This is a genomic window from Mesorhizobium sp. B2-8-9 (assembly GCF_006439475.1).
GTDB lineage: Bacteria > Pseudomonadota > Alphaproteobacteria > Rhizobiales > Rhizobiaceae > Mesorhizobium.
This window is the reverse complement of sequence record NZ_VFTQ01000004.1, coordinates 234,000-253,135: the sequence shown is the minus strand read 5'-3', so window position 1 is coordinate 253,135 and position 19,136 is coordinate 234,000. Positions and strand designations below refer to the sequence as shown.

The 19,136-nt window shown below is 61.9% G+C and carries 18 protein-coding genes, 1 tRNA gene and 2 pseudogenes; 10 read left to right on the top strand and 11 right to left on the bottom strand.

Going from position 1 to position 19,136, the window contains the following annotated elements:
• The first annotated feature begins 2 nt into the window (after positions 1–2).
• The 5 genes and pseudogenes from secDF to FJ423_RS07390 all read left to right on the top strand — a co-directional run bounded on the left by secDF (position 3) and on the right by FJ423_RS07390 (position 5,288).
• Positions 3–2,543 (top strand): protein translocase subunit SecDF, encoded by a 2,541-nt coding sequence (gene secDF, locus FJ423_RS07410; protein ID WP_140840454.1) that lies wholly within the window; start codon positions 3–5, stop codon positions 2,541–2,543.
• 28 nt (positions 2,544–2,571) lie between these two features.
• Entirely contained in the window at positions 2,572–2,961 is a 390-nt protein-coding gene (locus tag FJ423_RS07405; protein WP_140840452.1) for an Mth938-like domain-containing protein, read from the top strand.
• 42 nt (positions 2,962–3,003) lie between these two features.
• Positions 3,004–3,828, top strand: a complete 825-nt coding sequence (locus FJ423_RS07400) for a phytoene/squalene synthase family protein (RefSeq protein ID WP_140840554.1) — start codon at positions 3,004–3,006, stop codon at positions 3,826–3,828.
• An 82-nt stretch (positions 3,829–3,910) separates the two neighbouring features.
• A complete protein-coding gene (locus FJ423_RS07395; RefSeq protein ID WP_140840450.1) occupies positions 3,911–4,336 on the top strand; it encodes a hypothetical protein in 426 nt (141 codons plus the stop codon).
• A pseudogene (locus FJ423_RS07390) lies at positions 4,336–5,288 on the top strand (sterol desaturase family protein). The gene FJ423_RS07395 and the pseudogene FJ423_RS07390 overlap by 1 nt, the downstream one beginning before the upstream one ends.
• Positions 5,289–5,298: 10 nt before the next feature.
• Here FJ423_RS07390 and FJ423_RS07385 read toward each other — a convergent pair.
• The 4 genes from FJ423_RS07385 to FJ423_RS07370 all read right to left on the bottom strand — a co-directional run bounded on the left by FJ423_RS07385 (position 5,299) and on the right by FJ423_RS07370 (position 7,967).
• Entirely contained in the window at positions 5,299–5,817 is a 519-nt protein-coding gene (locus FJ423_RS07385; RefSeq protein ID WP_140840448.1) for a hypothetical protein, read from the bottom strand.
• 3 nt (positions 5,818–5,820) lie between these two features.
• Positions 5,821–7,230, bottom strand: coding sequence for a methylenetetrahydrofolate--tRNA-(uracil(54)-C(5))-methyltransferase (FADH(2)-oxidizing) TrmFO (gene trmFO / locus FJ423_RS07380; protein ID WP_140840446.1), 1,410 nt, complete (start codon positions 7,228–7,230; stop codon positions 5,821–5,823).
• A gap of 404 nt (positions 7,231–7,634) precedes the next feature.
• On the bottom strand, positions 7,635–7,775 hold the full coding sequence (locus FJ423_RS07375) for a DUF1127 domain-containing protein (protein ID WP_071031998.1): 141 nt from the start codon (positions 7,773–7,775) through the stop codon (positions 7,635–7,637).
• Between the two features lie 51 nt (positions 7,776–7,826).
• Positions 7,827–7,967 carry a DUF1127 domain-containing protein gene (locus FJ423_RS07370; protein ID WP_095765031.1) on the bottom strand — a complete coding sequence of 47 codons (141 nt, stop codon included), beginning with the start codon at positions 7,965–7,967 and terminating at the stop codon, positions 7,827–7,829.
• 235 nt (positions 7,968–8,202) lie between these two features.
• On the opposite strand from FJ423_RS07370, the gene FJ423_RS07365 reads away from it, so the two are divergent.
• Entirely contained in the window at positions 8,203–9,321 is a 1,119-nt protein-coding gene (locus tag FJ423_RS07365; protein WP_140840444.1) for a DUF2157 domain-containing protein, read from the top strand.
• Complete coding sequence (locus FJ423_RS07360; protein ID WP_140840442.1) at positions 9,318–9,899, top strand: GDYXXLXY domain-containing protein; 582 nt, start codon at positions 9,318–9,320, stop codon at positions 9,897–9,899. The genes FJ423_RS07365 and FJ423_RS07360 overlap by 4 nt, the downstream gene beginning before the upstream one ends.
• 46 nt (positions 9,900–9,945) lie before the next feature.
• Here FJ423_RS07360 and FJ423_RS07355 read toward each other — a convergent pair whose 3' ends face one another.
• Both FJ423_RS07355 and FJ423_RS07350 read right to left on the bottom strand, forming a co-directional pair.
• Positions 9,946–10,515 (bottom strand): hypothetical protein, encoded by a 570-nt coding sequence (locus tag FJ423_RS07355; protein WP_140840440.1) that lies wholly within the window; start codon positions 10,513–10,515, stop codon positions 9,946–9,948.
• A gap of 688 nt (positions 10,516–11,203) precedes the next feature.
• Positions 11,204–11,288: transfer RNA gene (locus FJ423_RS07350), tRNA-Leu, on the bottom strand.
• A 444-nt stretch (positions 11,289–11,732) separates the two neighbouring features.
• Here FJ423_RS07350 and tig point away from each other — a divergent pair.
• The 3 genes from tig to FJ423_RS07335 all read left to right on the top strand — a co-directional run bounded on the left by tig (position 11,733) and on the right by FJ423_RS07335 (position 14,562).
• Positions 11,733–13,262, top strand: coding sequence for a trigger factor (tig, locus tag FJ423_RS07345; RefSeq protein WP_140840438.1), 1,530 nt, complete (start codon positions 11,733–11,735; stop codon positions 13,260–13,262).
• A 177-nt stretch (positions 13,263–13,439) separates the two neighbouring features.
• Positions 13,440–13,967: a hypothetical protein gene (locus FJ423_RS07340; RefSeq protein WP_348642879.1), complete on the top strand. Its 528-nt coding sequence runs from the start codon at positions 13,440–13,442 to the stop codon at positions 13,965–13,967.
• Between the two features lie 214 nt (positions 13,968–14,181).
• Positions 14,182–14,562, top strand: a complete 381-nt coding sequence (locus tag FJ423_RS07335) for a cytochrome c family protein (protein ID WP_140840436.1) — start codon at positions 14,182–14,184, stop codon at positions 14,560–14,562.
• Positions 14,563–14,910: 348 nt separating this feature from the next.
• Here the strand turns inward: FJ423_RS07335 and FJ423_RS07330 are convergent.
• The 5 genes and pseudogenes from FJ423_RS07330 to ctaD form a co-directional block, all read right to left on the bottom strand.
• Positions 14,911–15,385, bottom strand: a pseudogene (locus FJ423_RS07330) (aminoacyl-tRNA deacylase).
• 129 nt (positions 15,386–15,514) lie between these two features.
• A complete protein-coding gene (locus tag FJ423_RS07325) occupies positions 15,515–15,907 on the bottom strand; it encodes a cytochrome C oxidase subunit IV family protein (RefSeq protein ID WP_095765038.1) in 393 nt (130 codons plus the stop codon).
• Positions 15,908–15,933: 26 nt separating this feature from the next.
• The gene (locus FJ423_RS07320; protein WP_095765039.1) at positions 15,934–16,653 is read right to left on the bottom strand and encodes a heme-copper oxidase subunit III family protein; all 720 of its coding nucleotides are present in this window, start codon (positions 16,651–16,653) and stop codon (positions 15,934–15,936) included.
• A gap of 10 nt (positions 16,654–16,663) precedes the next feature.
• Positions 16,664–17,368: a cytochrome c oxidase subunit 3 gene (locus tag FJ423_RS07315; protein WP_140840434.1), complete on the bottom strand. Its 705-nt coding sequence runs from the start codon at positions 17,366–17,368 to the stop codon at positions 16,664–16,666.
• Positions 17,365–19,134 (bottom strand): cytochrome c oxidase subunit I, encoded by a 1,770-nt coding sequence (ctaD, locus tag FJ423_RS07310; protein ID WP_095765041.1) that lies wholly within the window; start codon positions 19,132–19,134, stop codon positions 17,365–17,367. Before ctaD ends, FJ423_RS07315 begins: the two co-directional genes overlap by 4 nt.
• Positions 19,135–19,136 lie beyond the last annotated feature (2 nt).

Below are 19,136 nucleotides of genomic sequence, written 5' to 3'. Positions count from 1 at the left end.
GAATGCTCTATTTCTCGCGCCTGAAGATGATCCTGATCTGGCTCGCGGTGGCCGTCACAGTGATCCTCGCCGCGCCCAATCTCTTCCCGGCAAGCATGCTGGCGCAATTGCCGAGCTGGGTGCCGAAGCGGCAGATGACGCTGGGCCTCGATCTTCAGGGCGGCTCGCACATCCTGCTGCAGATGGATCAGAACGACCTGATCAAGGATCAGCTGCAGACGACGCGTGACGAGATCAGGACGCTGCTGCGCGACGCCAAGATCCAATATACCGGCCTTGGCGGAACAGGCCGAACCGTGCAGGTGCGCATCAACGATGCGAGCCAGGTAGAAGCCGCCAAGACAGCGCTGAAGCCGATAACTAATCCGGTCACTGCCGGCCTCTTTGCCGGCGGTTCCGTGCAGTCGATGGCGCTGGACGATTCCGAGCCTGGGCTGTTGAAGTTCACCGTCACGGATGCGGGCATCAAATATCGCACCACGACCGCTCTCTCGCAGGCGATCGAGGTGGTGGAGCGACGCGTCAACGCGCTTGGCACGACCGAGCCGATCGTGCAACGGCAGGGCGACGATCGCATCCTTGTCCAGGTGCCCGGGCTCCAGAACCCGCAAAGGCTCAAGGACATTATCGGCCAGACCGCCAAGCTGACGTTCCAGATGGTTGACACATCGGTGCCGGTCCAGGACGCGATGAAGAATCGCCCGCCGGCTGGCGACTCGGTCCTTTATTCGCAGGACGATCCTCCGGTTCCTTACCTCGTCGAGAACCGCGTTATCGTCTCGGGCGAAGACCTGTCGAATGCGACCCCGACGTATAATTCACAGACCAATGAGCCGGTGGTTTCGTTCACCTTCAATTCCCGCGGGGCGACCAGGTTCGGTCAGGCGACCCAACAGAATGTCGGCAAGCCGTTCGCCATCGTGCTCGACAACCAGGTGATTTCGGCACCGGTGATCCGCGAGCCGATCCTTGGCGGCAGTGGCCAGATCTCCGGCAATTTCACGACCGAGAGCGCCAACGACCTCGCCGTCTTGCTGCGCGCCGGCGCCCTGCCGGCCAAATTGACGATCATCGAAGAGCGTACGGTCGGCCCGGGCCTTGGTCAGGACTCCATCCACGCCGGCAAGGTGGCTGGCGTGATCGGCTCAATTCTCGTCGTCGCCTTCATGTTCGTCGCCTATGGGTTCCTCGGTTTCCTGGCCAACATCGCTCTGGCCGTGCACGTGGCAATGATCGTCGGCGCGCTGTCGCTGCTCGGCGCCACGCTGACCTTGCCCGGCATCGCCGGTATCGTGCTCACCATCGGCATGGCGGTGGACTCCAACGTGCTAATCTATGAGCGCATCCGCGAAGAGCGGCGCAACGGCCGTTCGGTGATCCAGGCGATCGACACCGGCTTCTCGAAGGCGCTGGCGACGATCATCGATTCCAACGTCACCTCGCTGATCGCCACCGTGGTGCTGTTCTGGCTGGGCACAGGGCCGGTCAAGGGCTTTGCGATCACCTACGCGATCGGCATTCTGACCACGGTCTTCACCGCCTTCACCTTCACCCGCATGCTGGTGTCGATCTGGCTGCGCCGCGCCCGGCCGAAGGAACTGCCGCGCGCGCCGGTCACCTTCATTCCGCCAGGCACGAAGATCCCGTTCATGGGCATTCGCCGCTGGACCTTCGCTTTCTCCAGCACGTTGTCGATCCTGTCTGTCGTCGGGTTCCTGACACTTGGCATCAACTACGGCATCGACTTCAAAGGCGGCTCGATAATCGAGGTGCAGTCCAAGAAGGGCGATGCCGATCTCGGCGACATCCGCAACAGGCTCTCCGAGCTCAATATCGGCGAGATCCAGGTGCAGCAGTTCGGCGCGCCGAACGACGTGCTGATCCGTGTCGGCACGCAGGACGCCGGCGAGAATGCCGAGCAGACCGTCATCGACAAGGTGCGGGGCGAGTTGCAGGACCAATATGATTTCCGCCGGGTCGAGGTGGTGGGGCCGACGGTCTCAGGCGAGTTGGCCAAGCAGGGCACGATCGCCATGCTGATCGCGCTGGCGGGCATCCTGCTCTATGTCTGGTTCCGCTTCGAATGGCAGTTCGCCGTCGGCGCCATCGTGGCCACGGTGCACGATGTGGTGATGACGATCGGCTTCTTCGTCTTGACAGGGCTGGAGTTCAACCAGTCGTCGCTGGCGGCCATCCTGACCATCATCGGCTATTCGCTGAACGACACCATCGTGGTCTATGACCGCGTTCGTGAGGATCTGCGAAAATACAAGAAAATGCCGCTGCCGCAGCTCTTGAACAATGCCATCAACGAGACGCTGTCCAGAACCACGCTGACCTCCGTCACCACGTCGCTGGCGCTGTTGGCACTGGTGCTGTTCGGCGGGGAGGTGATCCGCTCCTTCACGCTGGCGATGCTGTTCGGCGTGGTGTTCGGCACCTATTCGTCGATCTTCATCGCCGCGCCGCTGCTGATCCTCTTCAAGCTGAGGCCGCAGGCCTCGGCTGAGGAGCCGGTGAACGGCAAGGCGGTGGCGACCTGACGCCGTTTCGGCATCATGTTCTAGAGCCATGGCCAAAGGCATCATCATCCGCGAGGCGCATTTCCCGGGCAAGGCGGCGATCGAGGCCTATGGCAATGGCGGCTTTCGCTTTGCCGATATGTCGCATCGCGGATCGCTGCTCGTCCTGCCGTCGGGCATCCATGGCTGGGAGCCCGCCGATCCGCTGGCGCTGAAGGCCACGGATTTCGACAAGCTGTTCGCCGAGGCCGGCAAAGTCGAGATCCTGCTGGTCGGGATGGGCAAGGAACTGCGGCCGCTGCCGGCGGCGCTGCGCGCCGCGCTAAAGGAGGCCGGGATCTCGGCGGACCCGATGTCGACGGGAGCGGCGGTGCGGACCTACAATGTGCTGCTCGCCGAAGACCGCGCCGTGGCCGCGGCGCTGATCGCCGTCGATTGAATGGCCGGCACGTCCAAGATCATCAAGAATGGCGACATCGTCATGGGTGTGGTGCGCGCCGTCGACCATGGCCGGTATCTGTCGGCGCTTTACGCGCCGGCCGACAAGCGCGACGCGCTGCTCGCGCTCTACGCCTTCAATGCCGAGATCGCCGGCGTGCGCGATCGCATCCATGAGCCGCTGCCGGGCGAGGTCAGGCTGCAATGGTGGCGAGACGTCATTTCGGCCGAAGAGGATGCCGAGACAGGCCACCCGACCGCCGATGCGCTGCGCGCGACGATCGCCGCCTGCCGGTTGCCGAAGGCTGCTTTCGAGAACATGCTCGAGGCGCGCATCTTCGATCTCTATGACGACCCGATGCCGTCGCGGACCGATCTCGAAGGCTATTGCGGCGAGACGGCCGCGGCGCTGATCCAGCTTGCGGCCATGGTGCTCGATCCCGCCGCGGCGCCCGGCTTTGCCGAACTGGCGGGCAGGGCCGGCTGCGCGCAGGCGATCACCGGCCTGTTGTTGCTTCTGCCGCTCCATCGTCGGCGCGGACAGTGTTTTGTGCCCGCCGACATCCTGTCGGCGGCCGGCACGACGCCGGAAGAGTTCGTCAAAGGCGAAGGCGGGGCAGCCGCCGAGCGCGCGGTTGCGGCGATGATTGCGCTGGCGCGCGAGCATCTCAACGCCTTCGAGAAAGGTGCGCCAGCGCTTCCCGTTGCGCTGCGGCCCGCCTTCCTGCCGCTAGCGCTGACCCATGCCTATCTCGACAGGATGGAGAAGACGGGCACGTCGCCGCTCAGTGTGACGGCAACGCTCTCAACCTTGCGCGGGCACTGGCTGCTCTTGCGTCATGCGATGCGGGGCTGGACGCCCCTTTGACGTAAACGTCAACCGTGCTAGGGATTCCGTCCATGTGGACTCGCGTCGAAGAAATGCGGGCCGCCGGAGGAGCCGTCTTTCCATGAGCCTGCCAGTCCTGGTCGTCCTTGTCGTGTTCGGCATCGCGCTGTCGGTCGCGGCCGTGCATTTCACCGGCGGCACGACGACCGCGACGCTTGCCGGCGCCGATCATGCGCTCGCACGCTTTGCCGAGGATTTTCCCGACGAAAGACCGGGTTCAATACGGCTGACAGCCGACAGCCATGCCGCGTTTCTCGATCTTGGCCCGCAGCGCTGCGGCATCGTCCGGAGCATAGGCGATTGTTTTCTGACGCGCATCGTCACGCCCCAGGACATTCTGGCGCTGACCAGGGAAGGCAATGTGGTCTCGCTGCGGCTCAATGATTTCACCTGGAAAGGCGGGCGGTTTGCTTTTGCCGACGAAACCGGCGCGCTGGCCGTGGCGGCGGCATTGCAAAGCCATGATCGGATCCGGGAGGCGGCGTGATGGACGAGTATAATTTCCCGCAGGTCACCCAGCTTGCGATCCCGTTCTTCGTCGCGGCGATCCTGATCGAGCTCTGGCTGGTGCGCGCACCGCCCGCGCCAGGGGATCGTTCGAAACGCGCGACACGCTGACCAGCCTGATGATGGGGACCGGCAATGTCGTTGCAGGCCTGCTGCTCGGCGTCGTGTCCTACTGGGCGCTGCTGTGGCTGTGGCAATTCCGCTTCTTCAATCTCGGCCTGTCGATCTGGGTGTTCGTCGCCGCCTTCCTGCTCGACGACCTGCGCTACTATGTCTATCACCGCATCGCGCACCGGGTGCGATGGGTGTGGGCCGAGCACGTCAACCATCATTCCAGCCAGCACTACAATCTCTCGACGGCGCTGAGACAAAGCTGGACAGGGCTGTTCACCTTCACCTTCACCCTGCAGGCGCCGCTGGTGCTGCTCGGCTTCCATCCTGCGGTGATCGCCTTCGTCTTCGGCTTCAACCTGGTCTGGCAGTTCTGGATCCACACCGAGACGATCGGCAGGATGTGGAGCTGGTTCGAATTCATCTTCAACACGCCTTCGCACCACCGTGTCCACCACGCCACCAATCCGCGCTATCTCGACGCCAATTATGCCGGCACGCTGATCGTCTGGGACCGCATGTTCGGCACCTTCGTCGAGGAATTGGAGGAGGACCGGCCGCGCTACGGCATCGTAAAGAACATCGGCACCTTCAATCCGCTGAAGGTTGCGTTCCACGAATGGATCGGCATGTTCAAGGATGCGCTGGCGCCGGGGCTGACGCCTGGTCAGCGTGTCAACTATCTCATCCAGCCGCCAGGCTGGAGCCATGACGGTTCGCGCGATACGTCCGAGACGCTGAAGTCGGCTTATGTGCGAAGGAATCCGGGAGAGGCGGGCAAGCCGGGGTTGCCGAGGACAGGCGCGGAGCCGGCGGAATAGTTGGAAATCACTAGCTGATGCGCTGACCGGAGCCGAGATAGCGTCCTGATTCACCGCCCATCGCATCGGTGAAATTGGCCTCCAATTCAACCTGCGCGTCGACGACCGCCGGTGTCTCTGAGGGCGGAGGTTCGGATCTGAAGCTGGCGCACACGTACACACCGCGGGGGTGCGACGGGTCCAGCCGGGCTTGAATTGTCCAATACGAAGAGAGCGAATAAAGCGTCTTCATGAAATCGACGAGGATCTGATCGGTGTAGGGGCCTGGGACGCGCTTTAAGGCAATAATCCTCTTCAGCCTCCGGTCCCGGTTCTTGATGTAGCGTTCGTTGTCGTACAGCCAGCCGTTGCCGCCATGTGGCTGGCCGATCAGCGCTTCGAGCGCTGGGATATGAACCTCGCGCAATTTTTGGAGGCTCTTGCAGCGAATATAGACGCTCCAGACAATCTCGTAGCCCCCCGCGAAGGGTTCTTCACTTGCCGGCAAACCCGGCGGCAGGAGCTGAGGCAACCTGGAGACGGCAGCCATAAGTTACTCGGCCGCCTCGGCCCGTGCGGGCAGCCCCAACCATGCCCTGCAATCGGCCAGAGCGCGCGAGGTGATGGCATGGCGCTTGGCGACGGTCTTGTCCTTGCCGCGCAGGCGCTTGCCTTCGGTCTTCGGCGCCTCGACCGGCGGAAACAAGCCGAAATTCACGTTCATCGGCTGGAAGGAGCGCTTGCCGGGCTCGTCATCCGAGACGATATGACCGCCGGTGATGTGGTTGAGCAGCGCACCGAAGGCGGTGGTCGAGGGCGGCAGCGATAGCGCCTGGCCGAGGCGTTCGGCGGCGGCGAAGCGGCCGGCGAGCAGGCCGATGGCGGCGCTTTCGACATAGCCTTCGCAGCCGGTGATCTGGCCGGCAAAGCGCAGGCCGGGGCGCGATTTCAGCTGCAGCGAAGGATCGAGCAGCGTCGGCGAGTTGATGTAGGTGTTGCGGTGCAGGCCGCCGAGACGCGCAAAGTCCGCGTTCTCAAGCCCAGGGATGGTGCGGAAGATGTGCACCTGCTCGGCATGCTTCAGCTTGGTCTGGAAGCCGACCATGTTGTAGAGCGTGCCCAGCGCATTGTCCTGCCGGAGCTGCACCACCGCATAGGCCTTGACCGACGGATTGTGGACGTTGGTCAGCCCCATCGGCTTCATCGGCCCGTAGCGCAGGGTCTCGACACCGCGGTCGGCCATCACCTCGATCGGCAGGCAGCCGTCGAAATAGGGCGTGCCTTCCCACTCCTTGAACTCGGTCTTTTGGCCGTCGAGCAGCGCCTGGACGAAGGCGAGATACTGCTCCTTGTCCATCGGGCAGTTGATGTAGTCCTTGCCGGTGCCGCCTGGACCGACCTTGTCGTAGCGCGACTGGAACCAGGCTGTGTTCATGTCGATCGTGTCGAAATGCACGATCGGCGCGATGGCGTCGAAGAAGGCGAGCGCATCGGCGCCGGTAGCTTCGGCGATCGACTGCGCCAGCGAAGGCGCCGTCAGCGGGCCGGTGGCGATGATCGCCTGGTCCCAATCCTCGGGCGGCAGCCCCGGCACTTCCTCGCGCTGGATGGTGATCAGCGGATGCGCCTCGATCCTCGCGGTGACCGCGTCGGAAAAGCCGTCACGGTCTACTGCCAGCGCGCCGCCGGCCGGCACCTGGTTCGCATCGCCGGCACTCATGACCAGCGAGCCGGCAAGCCGCATTTCGGCGTGCAACAGGCCGACAGCGTTGTTTTCGGCGTCGTCGGAGCGGAAGGAGTTGGAGCAGACCAGCTCGGCCAAGCCGTCGGTCTTGTGCGCGTCGGTGCCGCGCACCGGGCGCATTTCATGCAGCACGACCGGGACGCCGGCTTGCGCGATCTGCCATGCGGCTTCGGAGCCGGCGAGGCCGCCGCCGATGACGTGTATGGGATTTTTGCTCATGAGCGCCGGAATAATCGCTTGGGGACGCGATTGCAATTGCCGGCCGAGAACGCAGGTGGCCGGTGCCTGCGCCAGAAACAACAACACCCGCCGGGGGAGGAGGTCCGGCGGGTGTCGTTTTGGGGGTCGATCCTCGGGAGGAGGTGAAGATCGACCATATTCGTCATCGCCGGGGAGGAGGTCGGCTTTGACGAAATCTCTTTCGCCCTTGAGGACGAAAATTCTTTTCGCCTTTGAGAAGGGGCGAAGCCTTCGAAGACGAACTGCGTTCGCTTCGGGAACAACGCCCGCCGGGGGAGGAGGTCCGGCGGGCGCCGTTTTGGTGGTCAACCCTCGGGAGGAGGTGAGGGTTGGCCGTATCCGTCAGGGTCGGGGAGGAGGTCGACCCTGGCGAAATGCCTTGCTTAGATCGCCTTGCGGGCGACCATCTTGATCTCGTCGCGAACGATGCCGAGATCGTGGAGCTGGCGGTTCGAAAGCCGACCCAGCTCAGCAACGGTGTCGCGATAGACGCGCCAGTTACGATAGCTGCGGATCAGGTTCATTGTCTTAACTCTCTTCAAAACTGGTTCGGACCATTTGCGGTCCGAAGCGGATTAGACCGCCTTGCGGGCGACGTAGTGGATGTCGCTGCGGCTGATGCCGAGGTCGGTCAGTTCACGGTTCGACAGGCGGTTCAGCTCGGAGACGGTGTCCCGGTAGCGGCGCCAGTTGCGGTAGTTGCGGATCAGGTTCATGGTAGTTCTCGTTTCGTCTTTAACTTCGGATCATTCCGTTTGTGTACGAACAGAAAATAGGTGGGATCATATCGGTTTAAAAGTGCCGTTGGCGCATGGCAGCAATGCAAATTGTGCAATGCAACATTAACGGCCGTTCACGCCTGCGTCGCAAAGAAGGCCGAATCGGAAAGTGCCGCCGCGTCAACGGTTTGGCTGCCCCGGTTGAGGAAATGACCAGGCTTTGGGGGAAAGCATGGCGAGCTATACGACACGGCTAAGGGCGGATATCGCCCGCTGGCGGGAGAGAGGGCTGATCGATCCCGCCACGGCGGAGGCATTGACGCGCGACGTCGCTGCCAACGAGCGCGCGTCGCTGAGTTTCGGCTCGATCCTGGCGATGATGGCGGCGCTTCTGCTCGGCGCAGCGATCCTGATTTTCGTCGCCGCCAACTGGGAGGCCATTCCGCGTGTCGTTCGTGTGGCGGCGCTTTTCGCCGTCATCCTGGCCGGCTATGTCGGCGGCGCGGTGCTGAAGACGCGCGACCATGCCGCGATCGGCGAGGCGCTGTGGATCGTTGCAGCCGCCGCCTTCGGCGGATCGATCGCGCTGATCGGCCAGATGTACCATCTTTCGGGCGACGAGGCCTCGGCGCTGGTGACATGGTGCGCCGGCACGGCGCTGGCGGCAGTAGCGCTGCGTTCGAACCCGCTGACGGTGGCTGCAGTCGGCATTGCCGATGCCTGGCTGGTCCTCAAGGGGTTCGGCTTCTACTGGCGCGCGGAAATTCCGCATCTCTTCATCATCATGGCGATCGTGCTGTTCGCCATTTCGTTCTGGACGCGAAGCCGGGCAGCGCGCCACCTCGTCATTTTGTCTGTCATTCTGTATCTGGTCTTGCTGGCGACGGATCACGACACGCTGCCGGTGGCGATGTCGCTGGTCATTGTATCGACGCTGCTCTTTGCCGCTGCGGTCCTTGCCGGCGATCCGATCGACAGGATCCTGCAGCTGGGCGGCCGGCTGTCCTTGCACGCTTTGCTCGGCTTCCTCACTGGCATGGCGATGATCCAGTTCGAGTTGGCGGATGAAAGCACCTACAATAGCGGTTTCGCCCTCGCCTCGATCGTAGTGCTTGCCGGCATCGTGGCGGCGGTCATGTTGGCCGGCCGCGAGAGCAGGGGCCTGCGCTGGCTGGCCTATGCCGGCTTCGCCTTCGAACTCGCCATTATCTATAGCGTCACCTTGCGGTCGATGCTGGATACGGCCGGCTTCTTCCTGGCGGCTGCCGTGCTGCTCGGCGTACTGGCGCTGATCATCATCCGTATCGAGAAGCGCATGAGAGCGCCCGTCGAGACAGGAGCAGCGGCATGACCGGCAAGAAGCTCATCATCTCGGCGTTGGTGCTGGCGCTCGTCCAGATCGGCTTTCTCAGCTGGATCATAGCCGGCCGGGCCGCGATCCTGCGCAACGGCAAGGAAGTCCTCTTGAAAGTCCAACCCGTCGATCCGCGCGACCTCCTGCGAGGTGACTATATCTCCCTCAACAACAACATTTCGCGCATCCCGGTGAAGCTGATCGTCAACCTTCCGCAAGGCAAGTTCTCCAGCGACGACACAGCGATCGTGGTGCGGCTGAAGAAGGGCTCCGACGGCTATTGGCAGCCGACGGCGGCGTGGTTCGGCAAAGCGCCGGCCCCAGCAGGCGCGGACGAAGCAGACATTGCCGGCCATGTCGGGGAAGGCTGGGGCCTCAGCGATCCGGAAGCGACGATCGCGCCCGACTACGGGATCGACCGCTTCTATCTGCCGGAAGGCGAAGGAATGGCGATCCAGGACGACATGCGCGTGCGGCCGTTCGGCATCAAGCTCGCGCTGTCAGCAGACGGCACGGCGCAGATCAAGGCGCTGATGGACGGCGACAAGACGCTGTTCGAGGAGCCGCTTTATTAAGTGTATAGGGGCTTGACGTCTGTGTCCGCGCTAACGGTGGTCCCGCTTATCGTTGGACACTCCCTGTCTCTGCGATAATCTTGGGATAGGGACCGATCGAAATCGTGTAGCTAAAGTTTGCCACGCCTTTTTCCTGCTTGTGTATCGAGGGACTGCGCACAACCCAGTCGTAGACGCCCGAGACCATGCAGCGATCGTTAGTGCAGTTGACCACGATGCTGTCCTTGCGGACGCTATATCCGCGTTCAGGCCATCGCCGGTAATAGTTCCTCTTGTCCTGAATGATCGACCTCAACTTCGTCAGCTTGCCATAATAATCGACCTTGGGAGCGTAGGATGCCTGAACTTGGGCAAGAGCGAAATCGTCGTTGTCGCCATGATGCTCGATGAGATCCCTGACGAAGGCGACCGCAATGCTTTCCGGCAGTAGCCTGGCGTCGGGTGCAGGAGCGGACACGGGCGCAGGATTTGGCCTCGTTAACACCTGTGAAATATCTGCCGGCGACTGGTTCGCTGCGGCATTGGTCACATGCAAGTCAGCCATTTCGCTGGCCGATAGATATCTTATGTCATGCTTGCCGTAGCTCGAAGCCAATTCTATCAGCTTGGGGTCCACTCCCATCTCGACCACATAAGACGTGATTGCAGCCGTTCCGAGCTGGACGCGACTTCGCTTCTTCGGTGGACATCCCGTCAGCCGGTTTGAGAAACGCCCGGTGGATACCGATGGAACTTGGTTCGGCAACACGGTGGATGCCACCCAGGAAGGCCAGTGAGCAGGCTGAAGCGCACTGCAATTGGCCAACCTGAAGCGTATCCAACCCTGCTGCGCGGATCATACGCCCCAAACGAATAGCACCGCCGACGTTGCCACCGGGGGAGTTGAATACAATCACCTTGGCCCCGCTGCTCGCAACCGCGCGGCTGAAGCCGTTCAAAGACTCATTGGCGCTAAACTCACCGGAGACAATGAGCATTGGCAGCTGACCCGGAAGAGAAGCCGGAGTGTACTCCAAAGCCTCAACCTGAGACGCCGCCGCGAGAGCTGACCCAAGCCCCAGAACTAGAGAAGTTACACGCACAATCTGACAGAGCCCCGACCCGCCTGTTGCAAGTAAGAACCTGTTAAAGGGCTATTTCAAGTGCATCGGATGCGCAAAGCGGGATGGTCTCCGAGAGCGTGAGGGCCTTGCTTGCGCCGCCAGGAGATAGCTGCGGTCCTCCTTCGCCAAGACTTCGGAGACACCTTCGGCTCTTCGAGCCTCAGGTGGTGGTCCTGCCGTCCGAAGCTCAAAGAGCGAAGATGGTGCGGATGAAGGGACTCGAACCCCCACGCCTTTCGGCACTGGAACCTAAATCCAGGGCGTCTACCAATTCCGCCACATCCGCTTTCCCCGGCAATCCCATGTAGCCATCATTCTGTCAATGTCGAGGCTCAAGTCATGCTTATCCGGCTAAAGCGCGTCATGTCGAAACGGCTCGGGTGACGCGCTTCAGGCCTAGTCTTGATGCATGCCGTTCTCCCAAAACCGCTGCGCACTTTTGGGCGGCATGCATTGGAGCGAAGATAGTTGAAAATTAGCCTAGCCTGTGACAAAAGGCGTGTCGAATGTGACGGAAAGTGAGTTTCCGCTTCTGCAAGATGTGAAAAGTCGTAGGAAAAACAAAGACTTATTCGCATCCGGCAAGGCGCAGTTCAGGAGAATTTGAGCCGCATTCGCGGTCAAATCGCCAGGTTCCGTCCCAAAAGCCATTTCCGGCAAGATCATACCGGCAGGCTGTAAACGGCTAAAACCGTTCGGCAGTCTCATTGTTGAAAACAAAGGTTCTAGGATGCAGGTCACCGAAACGCTCAACTCCGGTCTCAAGCGCGAGATCAAGATCACCGTGCCGGCCGGTGACATGGAAGCCAAGCTGATGGCGCGGCTGACCGATGCCCGCGGCAAGGTGCGCATCAACGGCTTCCGCCCGGGCAAAGTGCCGGTGCAGCACCTGCGCAAGGTGTACGGCAAGTCGTTCATGGCCGAGGTCGTCAACGAGATACTCAACGACTCGACCCGTTCGATCATCTCGGGGCGCGGCGAAAAAGCCGCCATGCAGCCCGAAGTGATCATGACCGAGGACGAGAAGGAGGCCGAGAAGATCCTGGCCGGCGGCGCCGATTTCGAATTCAGCCTCAACTACGAAGTCATCCCGCCGATCGAGATCAAGGATTTCTCCGACATCAAGGTGACGCGCCAGGTCTATGACGTGCCGGACGCGGAAGTCGAGGATCAGGTCAAGCGCGTCGCGGAATCGGCGCGCAGCTACGAGCCGAAGACCGGCGAGGCCGCCGAGGGCGACCGTGTGACCATCGACTATGTCGGCAAGATCGGCGGCGAGGCCTTCGCCGGCGGCGCCGGCACCGACCAGCCGCTGGTCCTCGGCTCCAAAGAGTTCATCCCGGGCTTCGAGGAGCAGCTGATCGGAACGAAGGCCGGCGACGAGAAGCAGGTCACCGTCACTTTCCCCGAAAACTACCAGGCGGCGCATCTGGCCGGCAAGGAAGCCACCTTCGACGTCACGGTCAAGGAAGTGTCGGCGCCCGGCGCGCTCGAGATCAATGACGAGACGGCCAAGAATCTCGGTCTGGAATCGCTCGAGCGCCTGCGCGAGATCGTGCGCGGCCAGATCGAGAACCAATTCGGCTCCATGACCCGCCAGAAGGTGAAGCGCCAGTTGCTGGACCAGCTCGACGCATCCTATTCCTTCGAGGCGCCGTCGAAGCTCGTTGAGGCCGAGTTCAACAACATCTGGGGCCAGGTCAACCGCGACCTGGAAGCCGCCGGCCGCACTTTCGCCGACGAAGAGACGACGGAAGAAGAAGCGCGTGCCGAATATATGCGCCTTGCCGAGCGCCGCGTGCGCCTCGGTCTGGTCCTGGCCGAGATCGGCGAGAAGGCCGGCGTCACCGTGTCGGACGAGGAACTGCAGCGCGGCCTGTTCGAGCAGGTGCGCCGCTTCCCGGCCAACCAGCAGCAGGAAGCCTTCGAGTATTATCGCAGCAACCCGGAAGCCATCAACGCGCTGCGCGCGCCGATGTTCGAGGAGAAGGTGGTCGACTATCTGCTTGGCCAGATCTCGGTCAACGACGTCAAGGTCGGCAAGGACGAGCTGATGGCCGACGACGAAGAGGCCGAAACCGCGACTAAGGCGAAGCCGGCCAAGAAGGCTTCCTCGAAGAAGGCCGAAGCCAAGGCAAGCGACGCAAAGGCTGGCGAAGCCAAGGCAAGCGACGCAAAGGCTGGCGAAGCCACCGACGAGGCGGAAGAGCCGAAGAAGAAGGCCGCGCCGAAGAAAAAAGCCGCCAAGGAAGCCGAGTAACAGGTTTCAATGCCGAGACTTCGAAAGGCCGCCTCCGGGCGGCCTTTTTGATTAGGAGCTACTTTATTGTGGCGGCGCGGCAACACAGACAACTTGTCTTGAAGGCCTGCCGCTGGCGATACCAACGGTTGAACATTATCTGCGCTTCATCGCATTCGCGGGTGTTTGGAGGCATTGGTGAGGCTGGGATTCACGATGAGAGACGTGGTCGTCGCCGCGGCGCTCTTGTTTGCCGCAGCCGCCGGTGTCGCCCGGGCCGAGCCGGCTCTCGGCAACTGGAGCGTTGGCGCCGGCAATGATGGTCAGATCACGGCGTCGCTCCACGCCAGCAACAAACTGATCACCGGCGGCGGAGCGTTGGGCTACAGCCCTGTGCTGACATTGGCTTGCCGGCCCGACGGCCAACCACGCTGGAGCGAGTGGCTCCAGCTCAACGATGCTGTCTCGGCCAGCCGCAAGATCACCATCTCCGTCGCGGTCGACGGCGGCGGCAAAACCGATGAAAGCTGGTCGGTCGGCCCGCGCGGCAGAACACTGGTCAGGGATGGAGACGACGGCATCAAGCGTCTGGCTTCGGCGAACCGGCTGACGCTGTCGTGGCGCTTCGGCCTTTTGTCGGGACGCGGCGAGGCCGATTTCGAGCTTGCGGGCCTTTCGGACGTGATCGGGCAGATCGCGGCAAGCTGCAAGACCGACCCGCCCTGACCGTCGCCGTTCAGAAGGCTTGGACCGCTTTTTGGGCAGTTAGTCCTCGGCGCATGGCCTAAGCCTTCGCAGGCCGGCAATTTTTGCCCATTGGTTCGATTCTGTGGTATGTAGGTGCCGCAATTCCACTGAAGAGACGCGGTCGCCCGCCATGCAGGATACGCCAGCGTGGCGCGGGCCGTCCGACGGAAATGACGATCAGGGAGGAAGTGCCATGCGCGCAACCGCGCTTTTCATCGTCTTGTCCGCTACGAGCTTCCTTGCAAGCCCATCGCAGGCGCAAGACGCCGCCGCAGGCGAGAAGGTGTTCACCAAGTGCAAGGTCTGCCACATTGCCGACCAGGACCAGAATAAGGTCGGCCCGTCTCTGCACGGCGTCATCGGGCGCACCGCGGGCACGCATCCCGGTTTCACCTATTCCACGGCCATGATCGAGGCCGGAAAATCCGGCATCAAATGGGACGAGCCTACGCTGACAAAATATCTTCAAGACCCCAAGGCGATGGTCAAAGGGACGAAGATGGCGTTTCCCGGCCTCAAGAACGATCAGGACATAGCCAACGTCATCGCCTACCTGAAGCAGTTTTCCAAATAAACACCGCCGTCCAGACTCTTTTGATGGTCGCCTGCTTATCCGGAAGGAAGACGCCGGCAGTTGCGCAGATGAATATCGCCCCCAGCACCGTCACGCCGGGAGTGCAAAAAAACCCAATAGCAGCAGAATGACTATGCCAAGGCCGAGTATGAGAAGCGTCCGCGTGTCCATGACGTTCACCTTCGCATCTTGAGAATACCGAAAAAGCAGCCCTGGACGACTGGCGGTCGTGCTGCCGATCCTCGGCCCCGGCATGTTTTTACCGCAAGGTCGTAGAGCCGCCGGCTGCTCCCAGACCGTCGAAGCAATCAGGCCCTGCCGTGACGCAGCGACGGGAGCCTCTATGCGTCAGAAGGCCGGATAGCTGAACCGCGCCTGGCGCGCGTCCGTCGTCAGGTTGCGGAAATCCTTGCCGCTGACATGCACAAGCGTCTTGTGGTCGCCGCCCTCGAAATAGATACGCGGCGGCATCACGCAGGCTCTCGTCCAGAATGACCGGCACATCATAAGCCGCACCGATCGGCGGTATGGCGCCGACGTCGCAATCGTCAAAGAGCGATACCACTTCGTCTTCGGAAGCGAGGCCGAGGCGTTTGTCCATGACGTCCTGTAGCTTGCCGAGTTCGATTCTGTGGGTGCTTGGCACCACGGCCAGCGCATAACCGAGTTCGTGGTGAACGACCACGGACTTCGCCATGATGCTGCCGGGCACGTGCGCGGCAATGGCGGCCTGCCTGCTGGTGGCAGTTCGATGATGCCCCACGGTATCGTAGGAGATGCCCTTGCGGTCGATAAAGTTTCTCAGTCTGTTTGCTATCGTCATTGTCCGCGTCCTTTGCTTGAGTTCACGGCGCATACGCCAAACCAAAATGGGCCGGCGGCCTGTTGTTTCAAGGCATCGGAACCGGCCGTCCCCGGCCCGTCATGCTGCGGCTGGACCCCGCATCGGGTGTCAGGGGCCAGGCCCGAAAAACGCGATACGAGTCAGCAGCGTATAGTCGGCCTCGAAGACCATCATCGCCACGAAAACCAGCACCAGTATCGGGGGCAGGATGATTGCATACATCATCGCCAGCCGCTCCCAGGCCATGTGCATGAAGACGGCGACGATCAGTCCTGCCTTGAGCATCATGAAGATCAGGATCAGCGACCACCTGAGATAGCCGTGGAGGCCGAAATAGTCGACCAGATAGGAGCAGGTGCTGAGAATGAACAACCACGCCCAGACGACCAGATAGAGCTTGATCGGGTGCTCCTGATGCGTCTCCGCCTTGGCGACGATCGCCGCATCATGGGCGGGATGCAGTGCGTGTTGTCCGAGACCGTTTGCGGTTGCTTCAGCCATGTCTTCCTCTCAACAGAACCTGCCTCTCACCACAGATAGAAGAAGGCGAAAATGAACACCCAGACCAGGTCGACGAAGTGCCAATAGAGCCCCATGATCTCGACGTTCTCGTAGCGGCCCCTGCGGCTGGTGAAAAAGCCGGGCCGGCCGGTGTCGAAGTCACCACGCCAGACTTTTCTCGCCACGATGATCAGGAAGATCACCCCGATCGTGACGTGCGTGCCGTGGAAGCCGGTGATCATGAAAAAGCACGAGCCGAATTGCGCGGCTCCCCAGGGATTGCCCCACGGCCGAACCCCTTCGGTGATCAGCTTGGTCCATTCGAAGGCCTGCATGCCGACGAAGGTTGCGCCGAGCGCGGCGGTCAAAAGCATCAGGATCGCGGTTTTGCGACGATCGCGGCGATAGCCGAAATTGACCGCCATGGCCATGGTTCCGCTGCTCGAGATGAGAACGAACGTCATGATGGCGATCAGGATCAGCGGGATCTCCGAGCCGCCGATGCGCAAGGCGAAGACCTCGCTTGGATTCGGCCACGGCACGCGCGTGGAGATCCGCGCCGTCATATAGGAAAGCAGGAAGCAACCGAAAATGAAGGTGTCGCTGAGCAGGAAGATCCACATCATGGCCTTGCCCCAGGACACGTTCTTGAACGCGCGCTGATCCGAGGCCCAGTCGGCGGCGATCCCGCGCAAGCCCTGGGGGCGATCCATCTGGCTGGTATGCGTCAGTGTCGTCTCGGCCATCGCCAGTCTCCTAGGTCAGCAGCCGTTGGCAAATGCTCACAAACGTCGCCGCCCAACCGGCCAGGACGGCGAAGATGCATAGCCAGACGAAAAGCAGGAAATGCCAATACATGGCGCACAGCTCGACGCTGAGGCGCAGCCGCTCCCGCCGCGTTCCGTTCCAGGCGCCGGCGCTCGTCCTGCCAAGGCCGACCAGCCCGCCCAGTATGTGCAGGCCATGCATCGCCGTGATCAGATAGAAGAAGCTGTTGGCCGGGTTGGAGGCCAACAGGTAGCCGTCCTCGGTCAGCTGCCGCCATGCAATCAACTGGCCGGCGAGGAAGGCGAGGGCGGTCAACCCCGCCGTTGCAAGACCGAGCCTTACCATGTCCACCTGGCCTCTGCGCGCGGCGACCACGGCACATTGCAGCGCGACGCTGCTCAGCGCCAGCACGCCGGTGTTGAGCCAAAGCAGGCGCGGCAGCGGCAGCGGCCGCCAGTCCGACAGGCCCATGCGCATGAAATAGGCGCTGGTGAACAGCGAGAACAGGCAGCCGACGACGGCGAGGAAGACGCCGAGGCCGATCTTGGCGGTGGGCAGGGACGACCGGTCGAAGCCGACGACGTCTCCGACCACGCCTTGCTCCAGCCATGGCTTCGCCGTCAACCGCTGGTGCGAAAGCCACCAACCGGCAAAGCCGGCGATCACCAACATGAAGACCAGGATGACGCTCATGCCGGCTCCCTGGAGGGGCCGAAGGAGCCCGGCACGTTCTGCGGGATGAAGTCCTCCTTGGCACCCGGCACGCTGTAGTCGTAGGCCCAACGATAGACGATCGGCAGTTCCTTGCCGAAATTGCCGTGCGCGGGCGGCGTCTCAGGCGTTTGCCATTCGAGCGTCGTTGCTCGCCACGGATTGCCGCCGGCCTCGCGGCCATGGCGAATGCTCCAGATCAGGTTGAACAGGAACACCATCTGGGCGAAGCCGACGATGAAGGCCATGATACTGATGAACGAGTTCAGATGGTGGGCCGATTCCGTCATGATATTCATGTCGGTGAGTTCGGCGTAGCGCCGCGGAACGCCCATCAGGCCGAGATAGTGCATGGGGAAGAAGATCAGGTAGGCGCCGAGGAAGGTGATCCAGAAATGGAAGCGGCCGAGTGTCTCGTCCAGCATCCGTCCGGTGACCTTCGGATACCAGTGATAGATCGCGCCGAAGATCACCAGGATCGGCGCGACGCCCATGACCATGTGGAAATGTGCGACGACGAACATCGTGTCCGACAGCGGCACGTCGACGACGACGTTGCCGAGGAACAAGCCCGTCAGGCCGCCATTGACGAAGGTGACGATGAAGGCGAGCGCGAACAGCATCGGTATGGTGAGATGGATGTCGCCGCGCCACAACGTCAGCACCCAGTTATAGACCTTGATCGCGGTCGGCACCGCAATGATCAACGTCGTGGTGGCAAAGAAGAAGCCGAAATAAGGATTCATGCCGCTGACATACATGTGGTGCGCCCAGACCACGAAGCTCAGCGCGCCGATGGCGATGATGGCCCAGACCATCATGCGATAACCGAAGATGTTCTTGCGCGCATGTGTGCTGATCAGGTCGGACACGATGCCGAAGGCCGGCAGCGCCACGATGTAGACTTCCGGGTGGCCGAAGAACCAGAACAGATGCTGGAACAGGATCGGGCTGCCGCCATTGTGCTGAAGTTGCTCGCCCATCTCGACGATTGCCGGCATGAAGAAGGAAGTGCCGAGCAGACGGTCGAGCAGCATCATCACACAAGCAACGAACAGTGCCGGGAAGGCCAGAAGCGCCATGACCGTGGCGGTGAAGATGCCCCAGACGGTGAGCGGCAGGCGCATCAAGGTCATGCCGCGGGTGCGGCCTTGCAGCACCGTCACCACATAGTTCAGTCCACCCATGGTAAAGCCGATGATGAACAGGATGAGCGAAGAGAGCATCAAGATGATGCCCCAGTCCTGGCCGCCCGGCGTGCCGGTCATGATCGCCTGCGGCGGGTAGAGCGTCCAGCCGGCGCCTGTCGGCCCGCCCGGCGCGAAGAAGCTCGACACCAGGACCAGCACGGCGAGCAGATAGACCCAATAGCTCAGCATGTTGACATAGGGAAAGACCATGTCGCGGGCGCCGACCATCAGCGGAATGAGGTAATTGCCGAAGCCGCCAAGGAAGAGCGCGGTGAGCAAATAGATCACCATGATCATGCCGTGCATGGTGATGAACTGATAGTAGGCCTCCGGAGTGATGAAATCGAACGTGCCGGGGAAGCCGAGCTGCAGGCGCATCAGCCAGGACAGCATCAGCGCGACGAGGCCTATAGCCATGGCCGTCGCCGAATACTGGACTGCTATGACCTTGGCGTCCTGTGAAAAGACGTATTTCGTCCACCAGCTGTGCGGATGGTAAAGTTCCATCTCCGCGACTTCGGCGGGTGGAACGGCATCTGCGGGTGTGACGTCGACCATGG